The organism is Flavobacterium sp. LM5, from assembly GCF_002017945.1.
Lineage (GTDB): Bacteria > Bacteroidota > Bacteroidia > Flavobacteriales > Flavobacteriaceae > Flavobacterium > Flavobacterium succinicans.
In genome coordinates, this window is the sequence record NZ_MUFX01000001.1 from 456,526 (window position 1) to 477,212 (window position 20,687).

At 36.1% G+C, this 20,687-nt stretch carries 17 protein-coding genes; 13 read left to right on the forward strand and 4 right to left on the reverse strand.

What is annotated here, in order from left to right:
• Positions 1 to 208 precede the first annotated feature (208 nt).
• From BXU11_RS01895 to BXU11_RS01935, 9 genes are all read left to right on the forward strand, one after another.
• A complete protein-coding gene (locus tag BXU11_RS01895; protein WP_078210819.1) occupies positions 209 to 652 on the forward strand; it encodes a GNAT family N-acetyltransferase in 444 nt (147 codons plus the stop codon).
• Positions 653 to 945: 293 nt separating this feature from the next.
• Positions 946 to 2,409, forward strand: coding sequence for a lipopolysaccharide biosynthesis protein (locus BXU11_RS01900; protein ID WP_078210820.1), 1,464 nt, complete (start codon positions 946 to 948; stop codon positions 2,407 to 2,409).
• A gap of 70 nt (positions 2,410 to 2,479) precedes the next feature.
• Positions 2,480 to 2,914 (forward strand): dUTP diphosphatase, encoded by a 435-nt coding sequence (dut, locus tag BXU11_RS01905; protein WP_078210821.1) that lies wholly within the window; start codon positions 2,480 to 2,482, stop codon positions 2,912 to 2,914.
• 136 nt (positions 2,915 to 3,050) lie between these two features.
• Entirely contained in the window at positions 3,051 to 4,067 is a 1,017-nt protein-coding gene (locus BXU11_RS01910; protein ID WP_078210822.1) for a sugar phosphate nucleotidyltransferase, read from the forward strand.
• A gap of 13 nt (positions 4,068 to 4,080) precedes the next feature.
• Entirely contained in the window at positions 4,081 to 5,430 is a 1,350-nt protein-coding gene (locus tag BXU11_RS01915) for a lipopolysaccharide assembly protein LapB (RefSeq protein WP_078210823.1), read from the forward strand.
• Positions 5,430 to 6,203, forward strand: coding sequence for a DUF4292 domain-containing protein (locus BXU11_RS01920; RefSeq protein WP_078210824.1), 774 nt, complete (start codon positions 5,430 to 5,432; stop codon positions 6,201 to 6,203). Before BXU11_RS01915 ends, BXU11_RS01920 begins: the two co-directional genes overlap by 1 nt.
• A gap of 55 nt (positions 6,204 to 6,258) precedes the next feature.
• Positions 6,259 to 7,449 (forward strand): murein hydrolase activator EnvC, encoded by a 1,191-nt coding sequence (locus tag BXU11_RS01925; RefSeq protein WP_078210825.1) that lies wholly within the window; start codon positions 6,259 to 6,261, stop codon positions 7,447 to 7,449.
• Positions 7,450 to 7,658: 209 nt separating this feature from the next.
• Positions 7,659 to 9,071 carry a murein hydrolase activator EnvC gene (locus tag BXU11_RS01930; RefSeq protein ID WP_078210826.1) on the forward strand — a complete coding sequence of 471 codons (1,413 nt, stop codon included), beginning with the start codon at positions 7,659 to 7,661 and terminating at the stop codon, positions 9,069 to 9,071.
• Positions 9,072 to 9,130: 59 nt separating this feature from the next.
• The gene (locus tag BXU11_RS01935; protein WP_078210827.1) at positions 9,131 to 9,868 is read left to right on the forward strand and encodes a 1-acyl-sn-glycerol-3-phosphate acyltransferase; all 738 of its coding nucleotides are present in this window, start codon (positions 9,131 to 9,133) and stop codon (positions 9,866 to 9,868) included.
• A gap of 185 nt (positions 9,869 to 10,053) precedes the next feature.
• Here BXU11_RS01935 and recA read toward each other — a convergent pair whose 3' ends face one another.
• The 4 genes from recA to BXU11_RS01955 all read right to left on the reverse strand — a co-directional run bounded on the left by recA (position 10,054) and on the right by BXU11_RS01955 (position 13,271).
• Positions 10,054 to 11,061 (reverse strand): recombinase RecA, encoded by a 1,008-nt coding sequence (recA, locus tag BXU11_RS01940; protein WP_024980587.1) that lies wholly within the window; start codon positions 11,059 to 11,061, stop codon positions 10,054 to 10,056.
• 137 nt (positions 11,062 to 11,198) lie between these two features.
• Positions 11,199 to 11,711, reverse strand: coding sequence for an acyl-CoA thioesterase (locus BXU11_RS01945; RefSeq protein WP_078210828.1), 513 nt, complete (start codon positions 11,709 to 11,711; stop codon positions 11,199 to 11,201).
• A 22-nt stretch (positions 11,712 to 11,733) separates the two neighbouring features.
• Entirely contained in the window at positions 11,734 to 12,117 is a 384-nt protein-coding gene (locus BXU11_RS01950; protein WP_078210829.1) for a DoxX family membrane protein, read from the reverse strand.
• A 5-nt stretch (positions 12,118 to 12,122) separates the two neighbouring features.
• Complete coding sequence (locus BXU11_RS01955; RefSeq protein ID WP_078210830.1) at positions 12,123 to 13,271, reverse strand: DNA polymerase III subunit delta'; 1,149 nt, start codon at positions 13,269 to 13,271, stop codon at positions 12,123 to 12,125.
• Positions 13,272 to 13,621: 350 nt separating this feature from the next.
• Between BXU11_RS01955 and BXU11_RS01960 the strand changes: the two genes are divergently transcribed.
• From BXU11_RS01960 to BXU11_RS01975, 4 genes are all read left to right on the forward strand, one after another.
• Entirely contained in the window at positions 13,622 to 14,062 is a 441-nt protein-coding gene (locus tag BXU11_RS01960) for a hypothetical protein (RefSeq protein WP_024980591.1), read from the forward strand.
• 112 nt (positions 14,063 to 14,174) lie between these two features.
• Positions 14,175 to 15,467 carry a hypothetical protein gene (locus BXU11_RS01965; protein ID WP_078210831.1) on the forward strand — a complete coding sequence of 431 codons (1,293 nt, stop codon included), beginning with the start codon at positions 14,175 to 14,177 and terminating at the stop codon, positions 15,465 to 15,467.
• Positions 15,468 to 15,590: 123 nt separating this feature from the next.
• Positions 15,591 to 17,048: a gliding motility-associated C-terminal domain-containing protein gene (locus BXU11_RS01970; RefSeq protein ID WP_223253649.1), complete on the forward strand. Its 1,458-nt coding sequence runs from the start codon at positions 15,591 to 15,593 to the stop codon at positions 17,046 to 17,048.
• A 1-nt stretch (position 17,049) separates the two neighbouring features.
• The gene (locus BXU11_RS01975) at positions 17,050 to 20,634 is read left to right on the forward strand and encodes a type IX secretion system membrane protein PorP/SprF (protein ID WP_078210833.1); all 3,585 of its coding nucleotides are present in this window, start codon (positions 17,050 to 17,052) and stop codon (positions 20,632 to 20,634) included.
• The last annotated feature ends 53 nt before the right edge of the window (positions 20,635 to 20,687 follow it).

The following is a 20,687-nucleotide window of genomic DNA, read 5'->3' on the forward strand; positions in this document are numbered from 1 at the left end:
GTACTGTAACTAAAATTGTGCCAATTGCTTTTTTTTAGTTAAAAATCGTAAGAATTAGATTAAAATAGTTTTGGTGTTATTCTAATAGTTTGCAAGCATATTGTAGAATGAACTAGATTAATGTCTTATTGGATTTCCTAAAATTCCTCATCCCACATCTTTCCATCTCATCCCTTTTTTCTCTAATTTTACACTTTTAAAATTACCTATGGAAATTCAACTTAGAGAATTGAGCACTAAAGAAGAGATGCTGGCTCATATTGACATGATGCGTCATTTGTATCCCACTTTTACCATTGAAAAATACGACACCTATCTTACCGAAATGATTCCGCATAACTATAAACAGCTTGCTGTTTTTGAAGGCGAAGTTTGTTTGGGGATTACTGGTTTTTGGCAAGGGTATAAATTATGGTCTGGGAAGTATATCGAAATCGATAATTTTGTAGTGCATCCCGACTATCGTGCCAAAGGTATTGGAAAAATGATGACCGATTATATTGATGCTAAAGCCAAAGCCACGAATTGCACGATGATTGTTTTGGATGCATTTACAGGAAACTTCAATGCGCATCGTTTTTATTACAACCAAGGATATGTGCCTAAAGGCTTTCATTTTCTAAAAATCATCAACGAAGAGGGGCTTTCATAAAATTTTAAACCATATATATAAGGCATATAAGGTGATTTAAGTTTTTTCTTTGTGAACCTTGTGTAAGTCTTTGTGCTCATTGTGGTTAAATTTAACACCAAAGCAAAGGGCTAGTATTCTTATATGACCTTAAATGCCCTTATATGGTTCAAATAACAGTTGCTATTCCAAAAAGACTTCAATGGTTTCAATGTTTAAATAAAACCGTAATCTATGCGGTTAAATTTTTTTTATTAAGTCAACCTTGAATTCGCTATTTTTGTTTTCTTAAGTCAAATCAAAACCAAACTACTTTGGGATTATATAAAACTCTATTCAAACAAACTGCGATATACGGACTAGCAACCGTTTTGCCTCGTATGCTCAGTTTTTTATTGGTGCGCTTGTACACCGGAATTTTACCAACAGCAGAGTATGGCGAAGTTTCTATCGTTCTCTCTTGGATGGTTTTTTTCAACGTAATTTTATCCTACGGTATGGAAACCGCTTTTTTCCGTTTCTACAGTGCCGAAACCGATAAAGAAAATGTCATCGCTACCAGTACCATTTCTATTTTTTGGTCTTCCATTTTGTTTTTGTTTGGTGCCTTAATTTTTAGAAACACCTTAGCTTCTTGGGCTCATGTAGATGTGCAGTACATTACGTTTACCATTTGGATTTTGGTTTTAGATGCCTTGGTGATTATCCCTTTTTCAAAATTAAGGGCAAACAAACGCCCCATGATATATGCTATCATCAAAATAGGGAATGTAGTCGTAAACTTGGCACTCAACCTATATTTCTTATTGGTTTTACCAAAAATTTATGCCGATAGTCCCGACTCTTTTTTAGGGAATATGTATATCGATAATTTCGAAATTGGATATATTTTCGTTTCCAATTTGTTGGCGAGTTTGCTCACTTTTGTGGTACTTTCACCTAATTATGTTTCGTTGAAACGCAATTTTGATGCGGTACTTTGGAAAAAAATGATGCGCTACGGTTTGCCTATCTTAATTGCAGGAATTGCTTTTGCGGTAAACGAACATTTTGACAAAATTTTATTAGGCTATTGGTTGCCGGACAACATTGCCAAATCCGAAGTAGGAGCTTATTCCGCCTGTTATAAATTAGGGCTTTTTATGGTACTTTTTGCCACGGCTTTTCGATTAGGAATAGAGCCGTTTTTCTTCAGCCACGCTAGTAATGAAAACGCCCCTCAAACTTATGCGATGATTACCAAATATTTTGTCATTTTTGGTGCTTTGATTCTTTTGGGAGTTATTGTTTTTGCCGATATTTTAAAGCTATTATTATTAGACAATGAATCGTATTGGGAAGCGATGAAAGTGGTTCCTTTAATTATCTTGGCCAACTTCTTTTTAGGCATTTACAACAACCTTTCGGTTTGGTATAAACTAACGGACAAGACGATTATTGGGGCGTACATATCTATTGTTGGCGCACTTTTAACATTGCTTCTTAACTACATTTTGATTCCAACATTTAGCTATTACGGTTCGGCAATCGCTACGATTTCAGCTTATGGAAGTATGATGTTGATTTCCTATATTTTGGGCAAAAAACACTATCCTATTCCTTATGATATGGAAAAAATTGGTGCTTATTTGGGTATTTCAATTTTGTTTTCGGTGATTTCTTTTTATGGATTTAGAGAGAATTATTTCGTAGGAATCCCGCTATTGCTTGCGTTTCTTTATTTCATTTATCACAATGAGAAAACCACAATTTTGAATATTATTAAACGAAAAAAATAACACTTTGTAGGGTACGGACAAGTCGCGACTTGTCCCTACGTCACTACGAACAATAATTAAAAAATAAAAAATGACTATCAACATCATCAATACATCCGCACACGAATTACCTCATTATGAAACCATCGCTTCGGCGGGAATGGATTTGCGTGCGAATATCAACGAACCCATTACTTTGGCACCTTTGTCTAGAGCTATCGTGAAAACAGGTTTGTTTATTGAATTACCCATAGGTTACGAAGCACAAGTAAGACCTCGTAGTGGCTTGGCGGCCAAAAACGGAATCACCGTTCTCAATGCTCCAGGAACAATTGATGCCGATTATAGAGGGGAAATTGGTGTGATTTTAGTAAATTTATCCAATGAGACTTTCGTAATCCAAAACGGAGAACGCATCGCCCAATTAGTAATCGCCAAACACGAACGCGCCGAGTGGATTGTTGTTAACGAATTATCTGAGACCACCAGAGGCGCTGGAGGCTTTGGTAGCACGGGAGTAAAATAGTAAACAGTGTTCCGCTTTTAGTCTTCAGTTTACAGTCGATAAAGGCAGTGTTTGAATAAAAGCTGGTAAAAAATAATCAGAAGAGTATTTCGTTTTGTCTTAATACTTAATTCTAAAATCTTAATACAAATTTATAATGAAAATAATAGTACCAATGGCGGGACGTGGGTCTCGTTTGAGACCACATTCTTTAACCGTTCCAAAACCATTAATTCCTGTTGCAGGTAAACCAATTGTACATAGATTAGTAGAAGATATTGCCAAAATTTTAAAGCAACCGATAGAAGAGATTGCTTTTATTTTAGGAGACGAAGCCTTTTTTGGAGCCGATGTCGTGTCTAGTTTACAAGAATTAGCACAAGGATTAGGTGCCAAAGCTTCTATTTACCGTCAGGATTTACCGTTGGGAACTGGCCACGCTATTATGTGCGCCAAAGAATCTTTATCAGGACCTGCAGTTATTGCCTATGCTGATACTTTAATTCGTGCCGATTTTGAGTTAGATCCAGAAGCCGATGCTGTAATTTGGGTAAAACAAGTGGATGAACCAGAAGCCTATGGAGTAGTTAAACTTAATGAGCAAAATGAAATCGTAGAATTGGTAGAAAAACCAAAAGAGTTTGTGAGTGACTTAGCCGTTATCGGGATTTACTATTTCAAACAAGTGGAAGTTTTAAAACAAGAATTGCAAAACGTTTTGGACAACAACATCCAAAATGGAGGTGAATATCAAATCAACGATGGTATCAAAGGAATGATGGCCAATGGCAAAGTTTTCAAAACCGGAAGTGTAGACGAATGGATGGATTGCGGAAATAAAAACGTAACTGTCGAGACTAATGGTCGTATGCTTGGATTCTTGCAGCAAGACGGTGTTAATTTAATTGATCCTTCAGCAAAATTAGAGAATGCTACTATTATTCCTCCTTGTTTTATTGGGGAGAATGTTGTTTTATCGAACGTAACTATTGGACCTAATGTATCTTTAGGAAAAGCTTGCCACGTTTTTGATTCAACCATCAAAAACAGTTTGATTCAAACGCACGCTCATATCAAAAACGCAACTTTAGATAATGCGATGATTGGAAATCACGTTACCTATGATGGGAATTTTACAAGTATAAGTATTGGAGATTATTCGGTTTTAGAATAAAAAATAACGCAAAATGAATCGTCGAATTGTAGCATTCTTGGTTATGGGATTCTTTGGAATTCCTACTTGGGTTCAGGCACAAACTGAACCCGAAGAGATTGCTATGGCAAATAATGAATACCAAGACGCATTCTATGACGCGTTATTGCAAAAAGGGATTGAGAATTACGATAAAGCCATAGTGGCTCTTGAAAAATGCTTAAAATCGCAACCCGAAGAAGCAGCAGTGCATTATGAATTGGGTAAAAATTACTTCGCATTAAAAAACTTTGACAAGGCTTATACTTCTTTTGAAAAAGCAGCTACTATAGACCCAACAAACAAGTGGTTTGTCGTTGGCATGTACGATGTGACTTATGCCACCAAAGCCTATCAAAAAGGGATAATCGTTTTACAAAAACTGATCGTGTTGGACCCTAAGTTCAAAGAAGATTTAGTGACCTTGTATATGGCAACCAATCAATTGGATAAAGCGTTTGAATTGATCAATCAACTCAATGAAACCGTCGGTAAATCTGATGTACGCGAAGGCTATAAAAGTCGAATTTTATCCCAAGGGAAATATCAGAATACTGAAATTGAGCATTTGATTGGACAGATTGAGAAATTTCCAAAAGAGGAATCCAATTATATTGACTTGATTTATCGCTACTCCAAAAGTAATGAAGTAGAAAAAATGCTCGAAGTAGCCAAAAAGTTAGAACGAGAAATTCCTACTTCGGAATGGGCGCAAGTGAGTTTGTTTAAATTTCATATCGAAAAAAATGATGGCCCTAAAGCGGTTCAATCGATGAATATAGTGTTGGCAAGTAACAAAATAGATACTAAAATCAAGCATCGAGTGCTGAATGAGTTTTTACTTTTCGCCGGAAAAAATCCTCAATATGAATCGGATTTAGAGAAAGCGATTATAGTAATGGAGGCTGATCCCACCGTTCCGGTAGCCAAGGAAATTGGCAATTTTTATTACAATAAAAAGCAATGGGAAAAAGCGGCAAAATATTATGAAAAAGCCATTAAAGCCGACCCCACTATTGCCATGGAAACACCCATTTTGATGCTCCAATCGTTAACTGAGCTTCAAAAATTTGAGGTATTGGCGGCCAAGGCACAATCCTTGATGGAGTCTTATCCCTCGCAACCTCATTTTTATTATTATGCTGGACTAGCCTACAATCAGTTGCAGCAATACAAAAAAGCCAAAGACGTTTTAGAAACAGGAGTTGATTACCTTATTGACAATCCAATTTTAGAGACTAATTTTTATATTCAATTGGGAGAAACATTTAATGGTTTAGGAGATATGACGAAGAAAAATTTCTACTTTTCCAAAGCCAATCAATTAGTAAAAGAAAAGAAATAATGAAGAAATACGGATTACTTTTTGTGCTCATAACACTGATTTCTTGTAAATCTAAGTCGGTAGCAGTGATGGATATTCCTAAAGAAAACAAGTACATGACTAGTTCTGTTATCGAAAAATTATACCAAAACAAGAACAATTTTTCGACTTTGTACATCAAATCAAGTGCGAATTATGCGGATGAAAAGATGACTCAAAATGTTACGGCAGAAATTAAGATAAAAAAAGATGAACAAATATTAGTGAGTGTTCGTTTTTTGGGAATTACTATGGCCAAAGCTTTAATTACCCCTGAAGGAGTAAGCTATTACGAAAAAATTAATGGGAGTTATTTTGAAGGCGATTTTAAAGGGTTGAGCCAGTGGCTTGGCACCGATTTGGATTATTCAAAAATTCAAAATTTGTTAGTAGGACAAGCCATAGATGATTTGTCTAAAGGGAAATACAAAGAAACGCTAGAGGCAGATGAAAAGTATAAACTAGAAGATTTGTCTAAAGATAATACTCAAAAATACTTCTTTATTGATGCCTTAAAATTTGTCCTTCAAAAGCAAGAAATTGCTCAAGCCAAAGAGGGAAGAAGTATTGCAGTAGCTTATGGAAATTTTGCACAGCACACCAATATGATATTGCCTTCGAATGTGCAGATTGTAGCCTCGCAACCCAAAGGAAATACTGAAATCAATCTCAATTACAATTCGATATCAGTGAATGAAGCACTTTCTTTTCCGTATAGTGTTCCTAGTGGATATAAAAGAATTTTAATTAAGTAAATTTGAATCAAAACTTTTTTAACATGCCAAAATTCCTTCTAAGTATACTTTTTTTATGTTTGACTTCATTAGTTTGGGGCAAGAATCGCAGCAAGAAAAGTTAGAACAACGCAAAGCTCAGATCCTTCAAGAAATTAGAGAAAATGAAAGTCAATTGCAGTCGGTTAAGAAAAAAGAAAAATCGGCAGTAACGGTGGTAATGTTGCAAGCCAACAAAATCAAATTGCAAGAAAAGTTAATTAAGACCACTGAAAAACAAGCGAAGGTCTTGGGTAATGACATGTATATCAACCAAGTTAAAATTAATAAGCTTAAAAAAGAATTAGAAATACTCAAAGAAGATTATGCTCGAATGATTGTTAAATCCTACAAGAGTAGATCAGAGCAAAGTAAAGCTATGTTTTTATTATCCTCTGAAAACTTTTTACAAGCTTATAAAAGGGCACAATACATGAAACAATATTCGAGTTATCGAAAAATGCAGGGTGAAGAAATTCAATCCAAATCCCTTCAATTACAAGATTATAACGGACGATTGTCCATTCAAAAAAAGGAAAAACAAAAAGTAATTGCTGACCGAGAAAAGGAAAAACAAGAACTTGAAAAGCAACGAAAGGAACAGCAGCGCTTGGTAAATGCCATTAAAAAAGACAAAAATAAAATCATGGCTGCGATTCGTAAAAAACAATCCGAAACCAAAGCGATTGATCGTCAAATTGACCGATTAATTCGGGAAGCCATTGCCGAGGCCAATAGAAAAGCAGCCAAAGACGGAACAGCAACAGGTGGCTCGTCCTCAAGAATTGCATTAACAGCTGAGGCTAAAATTTTGGCCGATAATTTTAGAGCCAATAAAGGAAAATTGCCGTGGCCAGTAGAAAAAGGTTTTGTCTCTTTGGGGTATGGTAAACAACCACATCCCGTTTTCCCAACACTAGTAATCAATAATAGTGGTGTCGAGATTACTACTGAGTCAGGAGCTTCCGCTCGATCAGTATTTGCAGGGGAAGTGACTAATATTATGGTCCTTTCTCCTATTAATAAAGCAGTGATGATTCAGCACGGTGATTGTTTTACAGTCTATCAAAATTTAAGTTCTGTAGCTGTATCCAAAGGGGATAAAGTAGGAATCAAACAAAATTTAGGAAGGATACGAACCAATAATGAAGGTAAAACGGTTTTAAAATTTACCATATCTGAAAATGCTAATTACAACAATCCAGCGAATTGGTTGTATAATATGTAAAAGGAATGTTCGGTTTTTAAATGCCATTACCTCAAAAAAAGACATTAACTTCAATCATAATGGTTAACGTCTTTTTTTGTTTTACTTTTGTTACAAATTATTTTAACACACGATTTGATTGTAATGGCTTTTTTTGGCTTAAGATTAAAGAGTACTTTCTAATTTTATAGTTCATAAATTTTTATTTTTGCACAAAAAAAACCTTTTACATGCCTAAGTCTCTCTATGTTTTATTGTTGATTGCTTATACTTCTTTTGTTGTGGCACAGCCGTCTCAACAAAAAAAGTTAGAAGAAAGTAAAGCTAAAATTCAAAAAGAAATTCTAGCCAATGAGCAAAAACTTCAAACGGTAAAGAAAAAGGAGAAATCAGTAGTTCATGTGATTGATCTACAAAACCAAAAGATTAAACTCAAAGAATCTTTAATTGCTACTACCGAGAAACAAACGCAATTGCTGAGTAATGACATGCAGTCTAATGAATTGAAGATAAAAAGATTAGACCACGAGTTACATTTGCTAAAAGCCGATTATGCAGAGATGATTCTCAAATCGTATAAAAGCCGTTCTGAAGAAAGTAGAGCCATGTTTATTTTGTCTTCATCTAGTTTTTTGCAGGCCTATAAGCGCTTACAATATATGAAGCAATATTCTAGTTATAGAGTAATGCAAGGCAAGGAAATCGAATCAAAATCAAAAGAATTACTCAATTTTTATGATAAATTAAAAGTTCAAAAAAGCCAAAAAGAGCAGCTAATTGCTGAGAATGAAAAAGAAAAAACATCTTTAGAAGTTGAAAAAAAAGAACAACAACAGATTGTTTTATCGCTTCAAAAAGATCAGAAGAAAATTATAGCTGAAATTAAGAAAAAGCACCAACAAGCTAAAGCGATCGATAAGGAAATAGATCGTTTAATCAGAAAAGCCATTGCCGAAGCCAATCGTAAAGCGGCTTTAGCTAGAGCTGCCAAAGAAAAAGCACTCAAAGAAAAGTTGGCTAAAGAGAAAGCTTTAGCCGATAAACTTGCTAAAGAGAAACTTGCTAGAGAATTAGCTGCCAAAGAAAAGGCTGTAGCTAGCAAATCGAATATCAAAGCAAATCCGACTGTAGTGACCAAACCAAAAGTAGTTGTTGCGGCGAAAGAAGTTCCCAAAAAAGCGGCGCCTGTATCTACCACCAAAATGGAGCTTACTTCGGAAGGAAAATTAGTTTCTGATAATTTCAAGGCCAACCGCGGACGATTACCTTGGCCTGTAGATAGAGGAGAAGTGTTTTTAGGGTTTGGTACACAGCCTCACCCGGTCTACAAAACTTTAACCATACAAAACAGCGGATTGTCTATAACAACCTACAAAGGAGCCAAAGCGAGAGCCGTTTTTGCTGGAGAAGTGTTTTCAGTAATTGCAATAGCCAACAGTAAGGCCGTAATGATTCAACATGGAGATTACTTTACAGTGTATCAAAATTTGGGGACAATTAATGTAGCTAAAGGCGATAAAGTGACCGCCAAGCAACCTCTTGGAACCATTAATACGAACGCAGATGGCAAAACTTTATTGAAGTTTACCTTGTGCGAGAATGTTAATTATGTGAATCCAAAACCATGGTTATCGGCTAAATAGATTTTACTTTTACTAGCTTTTCCATTATCTATAACAATAGCATTGGCTACTTTTAAACTATGAGTATTTTAAAAATTATTTTTTGGTTTTTTTGGAGGATTTGGTTTTACATTCTAATGGCTATTCCAATTGTTGTATTCTTGCCTTTTCTTTTGATCTCTATCTTAGCCGAAAGTTGGTACCCTTATTTTTTTCGTATTGCACGAATTTGGGCTAAATTCATTTTGTTTGGAATGGGTTTTAGATATCAGGTACAGCAAGAAGCAACTTTAGAGCCCAATACCAGTTATATGATAATAGCCAATCATACTTCAATGATTGATATTATGTTGATGTTAGCTATAGTTAAAAATCCTTTTGTCTTTGTAGGAAAAAAAGAATTAGTTGCAATCCCGTTGTTTGGTTTTTTCTATAAACGCACTTGTATTTTAGTCGATCGTGGTTCAGCCCAAAGCAGGCTTGCTGTTTTTGAAGCAGCACAACAAAGAATAAATAGAGGATTAAGTGTTTGTATTTTTCCGGAAGGTGGAGTGCCTGATGATGAATCAATTCTATTGGATCATTTTAAAGATGGTGCTTTCCGATTAGCAATAGAACATCAAATTCCCATTGTACCCATTACGTTTCCTGACAATAAAAAAAGGTTCTCGTTTACTTTTTTTAGTGGTAGTCCTGGTACTATGCGTGCGTACATCCATCAACCGATAAGTACTAAAGGTTGTACACTTGAGGCAAAGAAAAGAATTAAAGAGGATTGTTATCAGATCATTAAAAAGCAACTTTTGATGAGTGAATAGTAAATTATAAGAGTAATCTTTATATTTCACCTTTTTATTTTTTAATATTTCGTACAATACACTTTTATTTTTTAAATATGCGATTCTCAGCGACATAAAAAATAAGAAATTATTGATGTAATTCAAAAAAAAATACCGTTTCAAGTGAATGAAACGGTATTTTATTATTATTTAAGAATCAATTTTTATTCGTTAGCGAGTTCTTTGATTCTATTTTTAATTTTTATTTCTAATTCATCAGCCAATTCTGGATTGTCTTTGATTAATGTTTTTACAGCATCTCTACCTTGACCTAATTTGGTATCACCATAGCTAAACCAAGATCCTGCTTTTTTAACAATTTCAAATTCAACGGCTAAATCCAAAATTTCACCGGTTTTAGAAATACCTTCACCATACATAATATCAAATTCGGCTACTTTGAAGGGTGGTGCTACTTTATTTTTTACAATTTTAACTTTAGTTCTGTTTCCTAATACGTTTTCCCCATCTTTAATTTGGGTTGAACGACGGATGTCTAAACGTACAGAGGCATAAAATTTTAACGCGTTACCTCCAGTAGTGGTCTCTGGATTGCCAAACATTACGCCGATTTTCTCTCTCAATTGGTTGATAAAGAAAACCGTACAATGAGTTTTGCTGATGGTTCCTGTAAGTTTTCGTAAGGCTTGAGACATCAATCGGGCGTGTAATCCCATTTTTGAATCTCCCATTTCACCTTCAATTTCGCTTTTTGGCGTTAAGGCTGCCACAGAGTCAATCACCACAATATCGATTGCTCCAGAACGGATTAGATTTTCGGCAATTTCTAAGGCTTGTTCTCCGTTATCAGGTTGCGATATGATTAAATTTTCGATATCTACACCCAATTTTTCTGCATAATTTCTATCGAATGCGTGCTCCGCATCAATAAAAGCAGCAATTCCACCTGCTTTCTGAGCTTCTGCAATCGCATGTAATGTTAGGGTTGTTTTACCAGATGATTCTGGTCCATAGATTTCTATAATTCTTCCTTTTGGGTATCCATTTACGCCTAATGCTAAATCAATACCTAAGGATCCTGAAGAGATGGTTTCTACTTCTTCAATGGCTTTATCGCCCATTTTCATTACGGTACCTTTTCCGTAGGTTTTGTCTAATTTATCTAGCGTTAATTGTAACGCTTTTAATTTGGCTTCTTTGTCTGAACTCATCTTTTCTTTCGTCTTTTTTTGGGTTGGAAACTCTATGATTGGCGTGTAAAGTTGTTGTTTCTTACTTGTTTACGTAAAAATACATTTTTTTAATGTCTTATCCATGCTTGCTTTCTATTTGTGTTAATAAAAAAGCGTTAGTCGTTAAATAAGGCCTTTAATTCGGTTGCGTCGTGAGGGCTCATTTTTCCTGCGAGCACCAAACTGAGTTGTTTACGACGTAAAGCGGCATCAAAACGTTGTCTTTCTAGTTCGGTTTCTGGAATAATAGGTGCTACTTCTACAGGCCTTCCGGTGTCATCAACGGCTACAAATGTGTAGATGCCTTCGTTGGCTTTGGTTCGCAAACCAGATTCGCGATCTTCAATCCAAACATCAATGTAAATTTCCATGGAACTTTTAAAAGATCTGGAAATTTTAGCCTCTAAGGTCACTACACTTCCTATTGGAACGGCTCTATTGAAAGCCACATGGTTAACAGAAGCGGTCACCACAATTCGTCTTGAGTGTCGTCGTGCAGCGATACTTGCGGCGCGATCCATACGTGCTAGTAATTCACCGCCAAAAAGATTGTTTAACGGATTGGTTTCGCTAGGTAGTACCAAGTCGGTCAATATGGTTAAGGATTCAGAAGGATGTTTTGAAATCATATAGTTATGTAAACAATTAAATTTAATTGAGCAAGTACACCGCAAGTACGGCAGGAATGAAATAGATGACAATTGTTCTTGCACCATCATAATCTTTGGCTATTCTTTGACCAAACAATAGCATGAGTAAGGTTATACAAGAAAACAAAGCGCCATAGTATCCGTACAGTTTCCCATTGGTGATGTACAGTTCGATACTGCCAATGATGCATAATATTCCTGAAATAATTTCTAATAGTAATACGTGTGCTAAGGCCAAGGGTACTTGTTTTTTTAAGGGTGTTTGTGCAAAATGCCCTTTTAGCCAGGAAACATTATCTTTCCAATAAAATATTTTATCATATCCAGATTGTAAAAAAGTAATGGCCAAAAATACAAGTAATAATAAAGAGGCGGTATTATTCATGATTGTTATTTTTTATGGATTAATCGAGTTAATTGAATGGATAAATCGGTCAAAATGATTTTAGCATTACCATTTCTTTCAATATGGTACATGGCTTCTGCTATTTTTTCATAAATAGGCTGAATGTTGCCACCATGAATGAAAGGGGCAAAATTTTCCAACTTAAATTTTTCTACTTTGGGTTCCATATACACCAAAGAATTGGCTTGATAGTTCAGTAATAGCGCTTGTCGGAACATTTCGATACAAAAGGACAAGAATTTTTTTTGTCTTTCCCTTCCTAATTGTGCTATTTGTTCACTCCACTCAATCAAGTCTTGAATGGCACTGGCGTTTCCTTTGGCTTTAAAAGCAGCACGTACCCAAACTACAAACCACTCTTCAAAAACTAAATCATCTGCATCTTGATGCAATAAATGGAGTGCTTTGTTATAATTTCCTTGCGCTTGATGAGCTATATTTTGAGCAATTTTTGAATCAATGTTATGTAATTCAATTAATGCTTTTGTAATTTCTGTTTCTGGAATACCATTAAAATGAATGGCTTGACAACGCGATCGGATGGTAGAAATGAGCGATTCTTCATTTTCAGTAATTAAAATGAAAATGGTTTTTTCGGGTGGTTCCTCCAAAAGTTTTAACAATTTGTTTGCGGCTGCGGTATTGAGTTTATCCGCCATCCAAACAATCATTATTTTGTGTCCTCCCTCGTACGATTTTAGAGCTAAAGATTTAAGAATTTCTTGCGCATCATCTACTCTTATTTCACCTTGCTTATTCTGTACCCCTAAAAATGCGTACCAATCCGATAAACTGCCATAGGGGTTTTGTAATACAAAAGCTCTCCATTCTGAAATAAAATCGATGCTTTTGGGTTTGCTTTTTACCTCCTCGGTACTTACAGTGGGATACACAAAATGCAAATCGGGATGTCCTAGGCTTTCAAATTTTAGATTACAACTTTCATTCCCATTACTATTATCAGAAAGGGTGTTTTGACATAAAATATATTGTGCATAAGCAATGGCGGTAGCTAATGTTCCCGAGCCTTCTGGTCCTGTAAATAATTGTGCGTGAGGTATTCTGCCAGAAGAGGCACTTTGAGTGAGGTGATTTTTGATGTGTTTTTGACCTAGTATAGCTGAAAATTGCATTGAGCAAAGATAAAAGAAATTGATAAAGTCTAAAATATTAGAGTGTAATCTTTATCGTGATGTAAATTTGGTGAGTTTTTATTTTTTTGGTTTGTAAATAATTACTGTTTATTAACAATTTTTATTTGTTAAATTTTTAATTTTCTTGACTTTATTTCTTGTTAATACTTGATGTGTTTTGACGTATAAGTAGCATAAAAACAAGGGTTAAAGACTTTTTTTATCGATGAAATACATTTTTTTTTAATATATGTACTATTTTTTACGCATAAAATTATGGCTAAAAGTTGTGAGTTAATTTAATTTGTTTATTTTTGTTATTAACATTTTAATTAACAAAAAAGAAAAGCATGAAAGGGAAAATTATTTTTTTTGGGTTAGTATTATTATTAACAGTTGGAGTTGCTTCAGCACAAACTAAAGCGCCTCAGAGTATTATTAGTAGAACAGCTTTGGTAAAAAAATACTATTCAAAGCCAGAATTGGAAACTTTGCAAAAAGGACCTTTGTTGGAATTGTATATTGAGAGAATCAAAGTGTTGGTTAAAACGTTACCTTATATTGCCTTGGTTAGCAAACCAGGAGTTACTTTGACGGATTTAGGTATTCCAGAAGATGCAAACAATACTAAAGCATTGAATACTCAAGCGGAAAGTATGAATTCATTTTTGGATGTAACCGTTGATTTTCAAAGAAAAATGGTGCCTTATGCAGATAAAGGAAATTTAATTTCAGCTATTTTATTCTACGAAGAAACTTTAAAATCTTTAAACAGTCTAGGAGATAATTAACTCCTAAGACTTGTTTTTTATAAATAAGTTTACAAATAACCTACCTACTAAAATAACCAATTTATCGCAAGTCATCGATTTTTAAAAGAAACGCCCTAAATCTTTAAATCTTATGAAAAAAATAACTCAGATTTTAGCTTTAATGCTATTGTTTACTTGTTCTGTTCAGGCACAACAAGAAAAAGGTATTTTTGGTTCTTTGAATTGGTTAAACAATTGGACGGAATTTAAGCCTACCCGATTAGATTATGGTGAGGCGAATCAAATTTTAGCAGGTAACATATCAACGGACACCAAATTGCTGAAAAGAAATATTTATCTTTTGCAAGGTCCTGTTTATGTAAATAATAATGCCGTTCTTACTATTGAACCAGGTACAGTAATTATTGGTGATTTTGGTTCAGGAGCTGCTTTAGTCATTACCAAAGGAGCAAAAATTATGGCTGATGGTTTAGAAACAGATCCTATTGTTTTTACTTCTAGTCGTAGTTTGAAAAAACCAGGAGACTGGGGAGGAATAATTATACTTGGTGATGCACCAATTAACAAGTTTGGCGGTGTCTCTTCTGTGAACTATGGTTTGGATAATGCTATGACGGTTTATGGTGGTTCAAATCCTGCTGCTAATGCTGGTGTTTTACGTTATGTTCGCATAGAGTATGCAGGTAGCAAAGTTAGAGGAGATGAAAACTTCAATGGTTTACTATTAGCAGGAATAGGAAATGCAACTGTACTTGAAAATGTGATGGTAAGTTTTTCGGCAGGCGATTCTTTCACTGTGTACGGTGGAGACGTAGCCATGAAAAAAATGGTTTCTTTGAAATCTAGTGCTATAGATTATAAATTTAATTATGGAGCACAATCTAAATTAGATAATTCTTTGGCTATTCGTTCTTCTTACATTTCTAGTAGTACTACTGCTTACCGATGTTTAGATGTAGCTTCTTATTTGCAAAAAGCTGAAGTTGATTTTACTAAAAAACAAACCAATGTAGTAGCTACGAACATGACATTGGTTAATGATAGTGCCGATTTGTTAGCAGACATGCAAAAAAATCTTATTAAGGATGCGGTTAGAGTGGCCGAAAATTCTTTTCTTGAATTAAAAAGAAGTGTGATTTCAGGTTTTAATCCAGCTGTAATTTTGGATGCTAATATTGAAGTAACTGCTACCAATTTGAAAAAAATTAAGTTAGAGCAATTGTACATTAATTCTTGTAAAGGAAATATTTTTACAGAGTTTAACCCTAATAATGAAGAGTTAGAAAATTGGTACGGAAATAGTGCTTTTTTTAATGTGTATGACAAACAAAATAATTCTGAAGCTTTTTTAGATGCTTTTAATGAAAAAAGACCTGATTTCAGATTAAAAATTTCAAAAATTACGGCTTCAAATAACAACTAGTTTATTTTTAAAGATAAAAACTTTGATTGTCCCCCAACGATCGAAGTTTTTATTTTTATAATCATAAATTTATGTAAAAATCTGATTTTCGATATGTACAGGCAGCACAATAAAGTCTTTTTTTTGCTTCGTTTTTTATTTTTATACATTGGATTAGCTCCGTTTATATCGTTAAAAGCTCAAGTCTCAATAGGAAAACCTACTTTCCCTTTTACACAAATTTGTGCCAATCCTGTATTCAATACCTTTGAAGTCAATTTTAGTTTTACGCCTACCACAGGACTTAGTGTTTCCAATCAGTTCATTGTAGAACTTTCAGATGGGGCAGGAAGTTTTGCGACTCCAACAGTGCTACATACTAGTGCAGCAGGCGCTATTACTACCTCTCCTGCTAAGATTACTTTTGCAGTTCCGGTTACTACTAGTGGTGAGAATTATAGAATTCGCGTTCGTAGTACTGCACCAATAGCCACCAGCCAATCGTCTAATTCTTTTCCAGCCTATTACAAACCGCAAGATGCTCAATTTACGATAAACAACAACGATTATAATGTAGTGATTTGCACAGGCGGTTCCTATGTTTTATCTATCGATAATCCTGGAACAGGAGCTAATGATTCTCCTCTCAAATATCCAGGACTTACATTCAATTGGTTTCGTGATAATGGTCCCACGGTGTTGCCTACAAAAGTGGCCTCAGCTGTAGGAGGCAATTATACGGTATCTACTCCAGGGGTATACTATGCTGAAACGAATTATGGCAGTTGTACCTCTGATTCCTATTCTAATAGGGTAACGGTCACCTCGTCTTCTTCTGGCGCAACTGCGGTGATTACGTCAAGTTTAGGTAATCCTTTTTGTAGTAGTCAAGGCACTACTGTTTTGTCGGCTACCCAAGGAAATACTTATCAATGGTTTAAAGACAATCAGGCCATCGCTAATGCAACAAAACAAACGTATTCAACGGCTGTCCCTGGTAAATACAGTGTTAAAATTGGTTTTGGCTCTTGTGATGCCAATGCCAGTATCGATTTGCAAGAAGGTACATTTAATGCTAGTTTAAACGTGCCGGCGACTAGCTCCATTGTTCCTGGAGAAAATTTAAATGTGGCAGTTTCTACTGATGCTACGAATCCATCATATAAGTGGTTTTTAAACGGGAATCAAATTCCAAATGTAACAGCCAGTACTTATAGCGCGACCGTTAAAGGAACTTATAAAGTGACCATAACACAGCCAGGTAATTGTGCGATTTCCAAAGATCTTATTTTTGAAGTAACCTATACTACGGATCCCAACCCGTTTCCTGAAGTTTCCAATATTCCAAATATCATCAGTCCTAATGGTGATTTTATCAATGACACCTGGGTGCTCCCTTTAGAATATGTCAATGGAAAAGATGTTGAAGTGGTAATTGTTAGTGCTTTTGGCGAAGTGGTAGTTCAAACCCGTAATTACCAAAACGATTGGCCTACGATCACCAATCCTATTGATTTTAAAAATGTGAATCCGATCTACTATTATATTATCACGACCCCCGACAACAAGGTAAAAAAAGGATCCATAACTGTGATTAAATAATATGAGGAAAATTTTACTATTTATTATCATTTCAGTTGGTTTACACCAAGAACTCTATGCTCAAACCAATCAGGTGGAGGATGGAGTTGTTTCATTTTCCTTACCCTTTAGAAATTCTTTAAAGTTTAATCGCTTTGTAATTAATCCAACATTTAGTTTTGTTCGAGAGCAAAACACCTTTGCAACGATATATAGCAAACGACAATGGTTGCAGTTTAATGATGCACCCACAACTTATGTTGCGAGTTATTCGGGTCGATTTTTAGACAATGAAGGAATTGGAATTGGTGTTTTTCAACACAATATTGGCGTATTGACCACTTTTGGAGGAATAGTAAATTTCACACATAATGTTGAATTGGAACAAGACAGCAATCTTACTTTTGGATTGAATCTTGGTGCTTACAAAAGCGGTTTAAATGCTGGTAAAGTAATTACTAATGGCGTTGCCGATCCCTCTTTAAACAATATCCCCTCTAATTTTTTACTCACCGTGAGTCCAGGGATTAACTATGGTACTGCATTTTTAGATTTTGGAGTGGCCTTTAATAATATGATCACTTACAACTTCTCAAGTGCTAAAATGCTGCAAGACGATCTAGAAAAGGGCATTCAAGCGCATGTCATGTACACAGGCTATTTGGACACCTATGGCCTTTTTGATAAAAGTAAATTTTCAGCTTTAATTCGTTCCGAGTTCAAAAAAGAAAAAACCATCCTATCTGGGACCGCTACTTTTGCTACCCCATTAGGGATTTGGGCGCAAGCGGGATATAACAGTTTGTATGGTTTGTCAGGGGGTGTTGGAATGAATATTACACCGACGATTTCCCTTGAATATATAACAGAAAAAGGATTGTCAGGGTTTTCTAATTTTGGATTTTCTCATGAAATTGTTCTAGCCTATAAGTTTAAAAGTAAAAACTATTACCACGGAGATGATGAGGAGACTGCTGCGTTGATTGTGCCTAATGTAGCACCTCCTCCAAAAAAATCTGTAAAAACAGCCCCAGTACAACCCAAACAAAGTACGCTATTGTCTCCAATAGACAAGGCGAATTTGGAGGCTGCACGTAAAGAGGCCCAAGCAGAAAGAGAACAATTGCGTTTGGCCAAATTAAAAGAAATTGCTGATGCGAAAGCCAAAGCAGATGCAGATGCGAAAGCGAAGCTATTGGCCAATGAAGCAGCACAAAAAGCGGCTATAGAAGCGGAACGATTGAAGCAAGCCAAATTGGCTGCTGATGCAAAACTAAAAGCAGAAGCGGCTACTAAGGCTAAAACAGCAGTGCCGTCTACTACAGTAAATGATGCAGCTGAAAAAGCACGTTTGGCTAAACTTGCAACCGATGCCAAGGCAAAAGCAGATGCAGAAGCCGAGCGTTTACGTAAAGAAAAATTAGCTGCAGAAGCGAAAGCTAAAGTTGAAGCCGATGCAAAAGCCAAAGCTGCTGCGGATGCCGAGCGTTTACGTCAAGAGAAATTAGCTGCTGAAGCCAAAGCGAAAGCCGACGCAGAAGAAAAAGCTAAAGTAGAAGTGGATGCCAAAGCCAAAGCTGCTGCGGATGCCGAGCGTTTACGTCAAGAGAAATTAGCTGCAGAATCTAAAGCGAAAGCCGATGCAGAAGCGAAAGCTAAATTAGAAGCGGATGCCAAAGCTAAAGCTGCTGCGGATGCTGAACGTTTACGTCAAGAGAAATTAGCTGCTGAAGCCAAAGCGAAAGCTGACGCTAAAGCAAAAGAAATAGCCGATGCAGAAGCAAAAGCTAAAGTAGTAGCTGACGCCAAAGCCAAAGCTACTGCGGATGCCGAGCGTTTACGTCAAGAGAAACTAGCTGCTGAAGCCAAAGCGAAAGCTGACGCTAAAGCAAAAGAAATAGCCGATGCAGAAGCGAAGGCTAAATTAGAAGCCGATGCAAAAGCCAAAGCTGCTGCGGATGCTGAACGTTTACGTCAAGAGAAATTAGCTGCTAAAGCAAAAGAAATAGCTGATGCAGAAGCCAAAGCTAAATTGGAAGCAGACACTAAAGCCAAAGCTGCTGCCGATGCTGAGCGTCTACGTCAAGAGAAATTAGCTACTGAAGCCAAAGCGAAAGCGGACGCCAAAGCAAAAGAAATAGCTGATGCAGAAGCCAAAGCTAAATTGGAAGCAGACACTAAAGCCAAAGCTGCTGCGGATGCTGAACGTTTACGTCAAGAGAAATTAGCTGCTAAAGCAAAAGAAATAGCTGATGCAGAAGCCAAAGCTAAATTGGAAGCAGACACTAAAGCCAAAGCTGCTGCCGATGCTGAGCGTTTACGTCAAGAGAAACTAGCCGCTGAAGCTAAAGCGAAAGCCGACGCTAAAGCCAAAGAAATAGCTGATGCGGAAGCGAAAGCTAAAGTAGAAGCGGACGCAAAAGCTAAAGCTGCTGCGGATGCCGAGCGTTTACGTCAAGAGAAATTAGCTGCAGAAGCCAAAGCGAAAGCCGATGCAGAAGCGAAAGCTAAAGTAGAAGCGGACGCAAAAGCCAAAGCTGCTGCGGAAGCCGAGCGTTTACGTCAAGAGAAATTAGCTGCAGAAGCCAAAGCAAAAGCCGATGCAGAAGCGAAAGCTAAAGTAGAAGCTGATGCCAAAGCAAAAACTGCTGCCGACGCGAAACAAAAATCGGATGCTGAAGCAGAGAGAATTCGCTTGGCTAAAATAGCTGCTGCCGCTGCAGTTGTTCCAGTTGTTAAAGACGCGAGTGCTATAGCTATTGATGATTTGGCCAAACAAGCAGAAACCTCTAGTCAAATGCAAAAATCGTTAATCGCTCAATTAGATCAGAAGGTTGCGGCTAAAGCCAAAGAATTGAGAGACATGAAGGAAGAAAATGATTTGAGCGAGCAAGGTATTTTTAAAGAGCCACAAGAAATTAAGAGCACTGTTAATGATAATGCAGTGATTGAATCGTTGAAATCACAAATTTCAGCCATGAACAAGATCCAAGAGGATAACATTGTTAAAATCAAAAACTTGTTTGATGAACGTATCAAAAAAGGAGCTAGCCCTACCGATGCGTTGAGTATAAACTATTTAAAATCGATCGATCAATTAAAAGCAGAACAAGCGGCAAGTGTTCAAACTAATACAAAATTAGTACAGTCCTTAGAGAACATTAAGGTCGCTGTAGAAGTTGAGAAGAAACGACGCATCAAACGTGCCAATTCGTTGAATTCTTCTGATCGTTTGGCGCAGGATCAAGCAGCCTTGAAACGCATCAAGGAGACCACGAAGCTGAGTGCCACTCCTTTGACGGTGAGCGATTTTGACTATGGAGAGGAACAATCGAATATGCAAATTATGAAACGTGTAGAAAATACACCTAGTGGCTATTATATGATTATGGCGGTTCACAAAGATGTCGCTAAACGTGATGCCTTCTTGACCAAAGCCGTAGCCTCGGGAATGAAAAATGTATCATTCTACTACGATGCCAACACTAGTAGTTATTACATCTATAACGGCATGTTTGATAATTTACAAGAAGCACAAGAAGAAATTAAAAACAAAACCACGAATGCTTCTACCAGTAAAATGGTGATTATAAAAGTGGAAAATTAAGAAGAACAGTTAAAATATTACGATATACCATATAGATAACCATTATAAAAGTT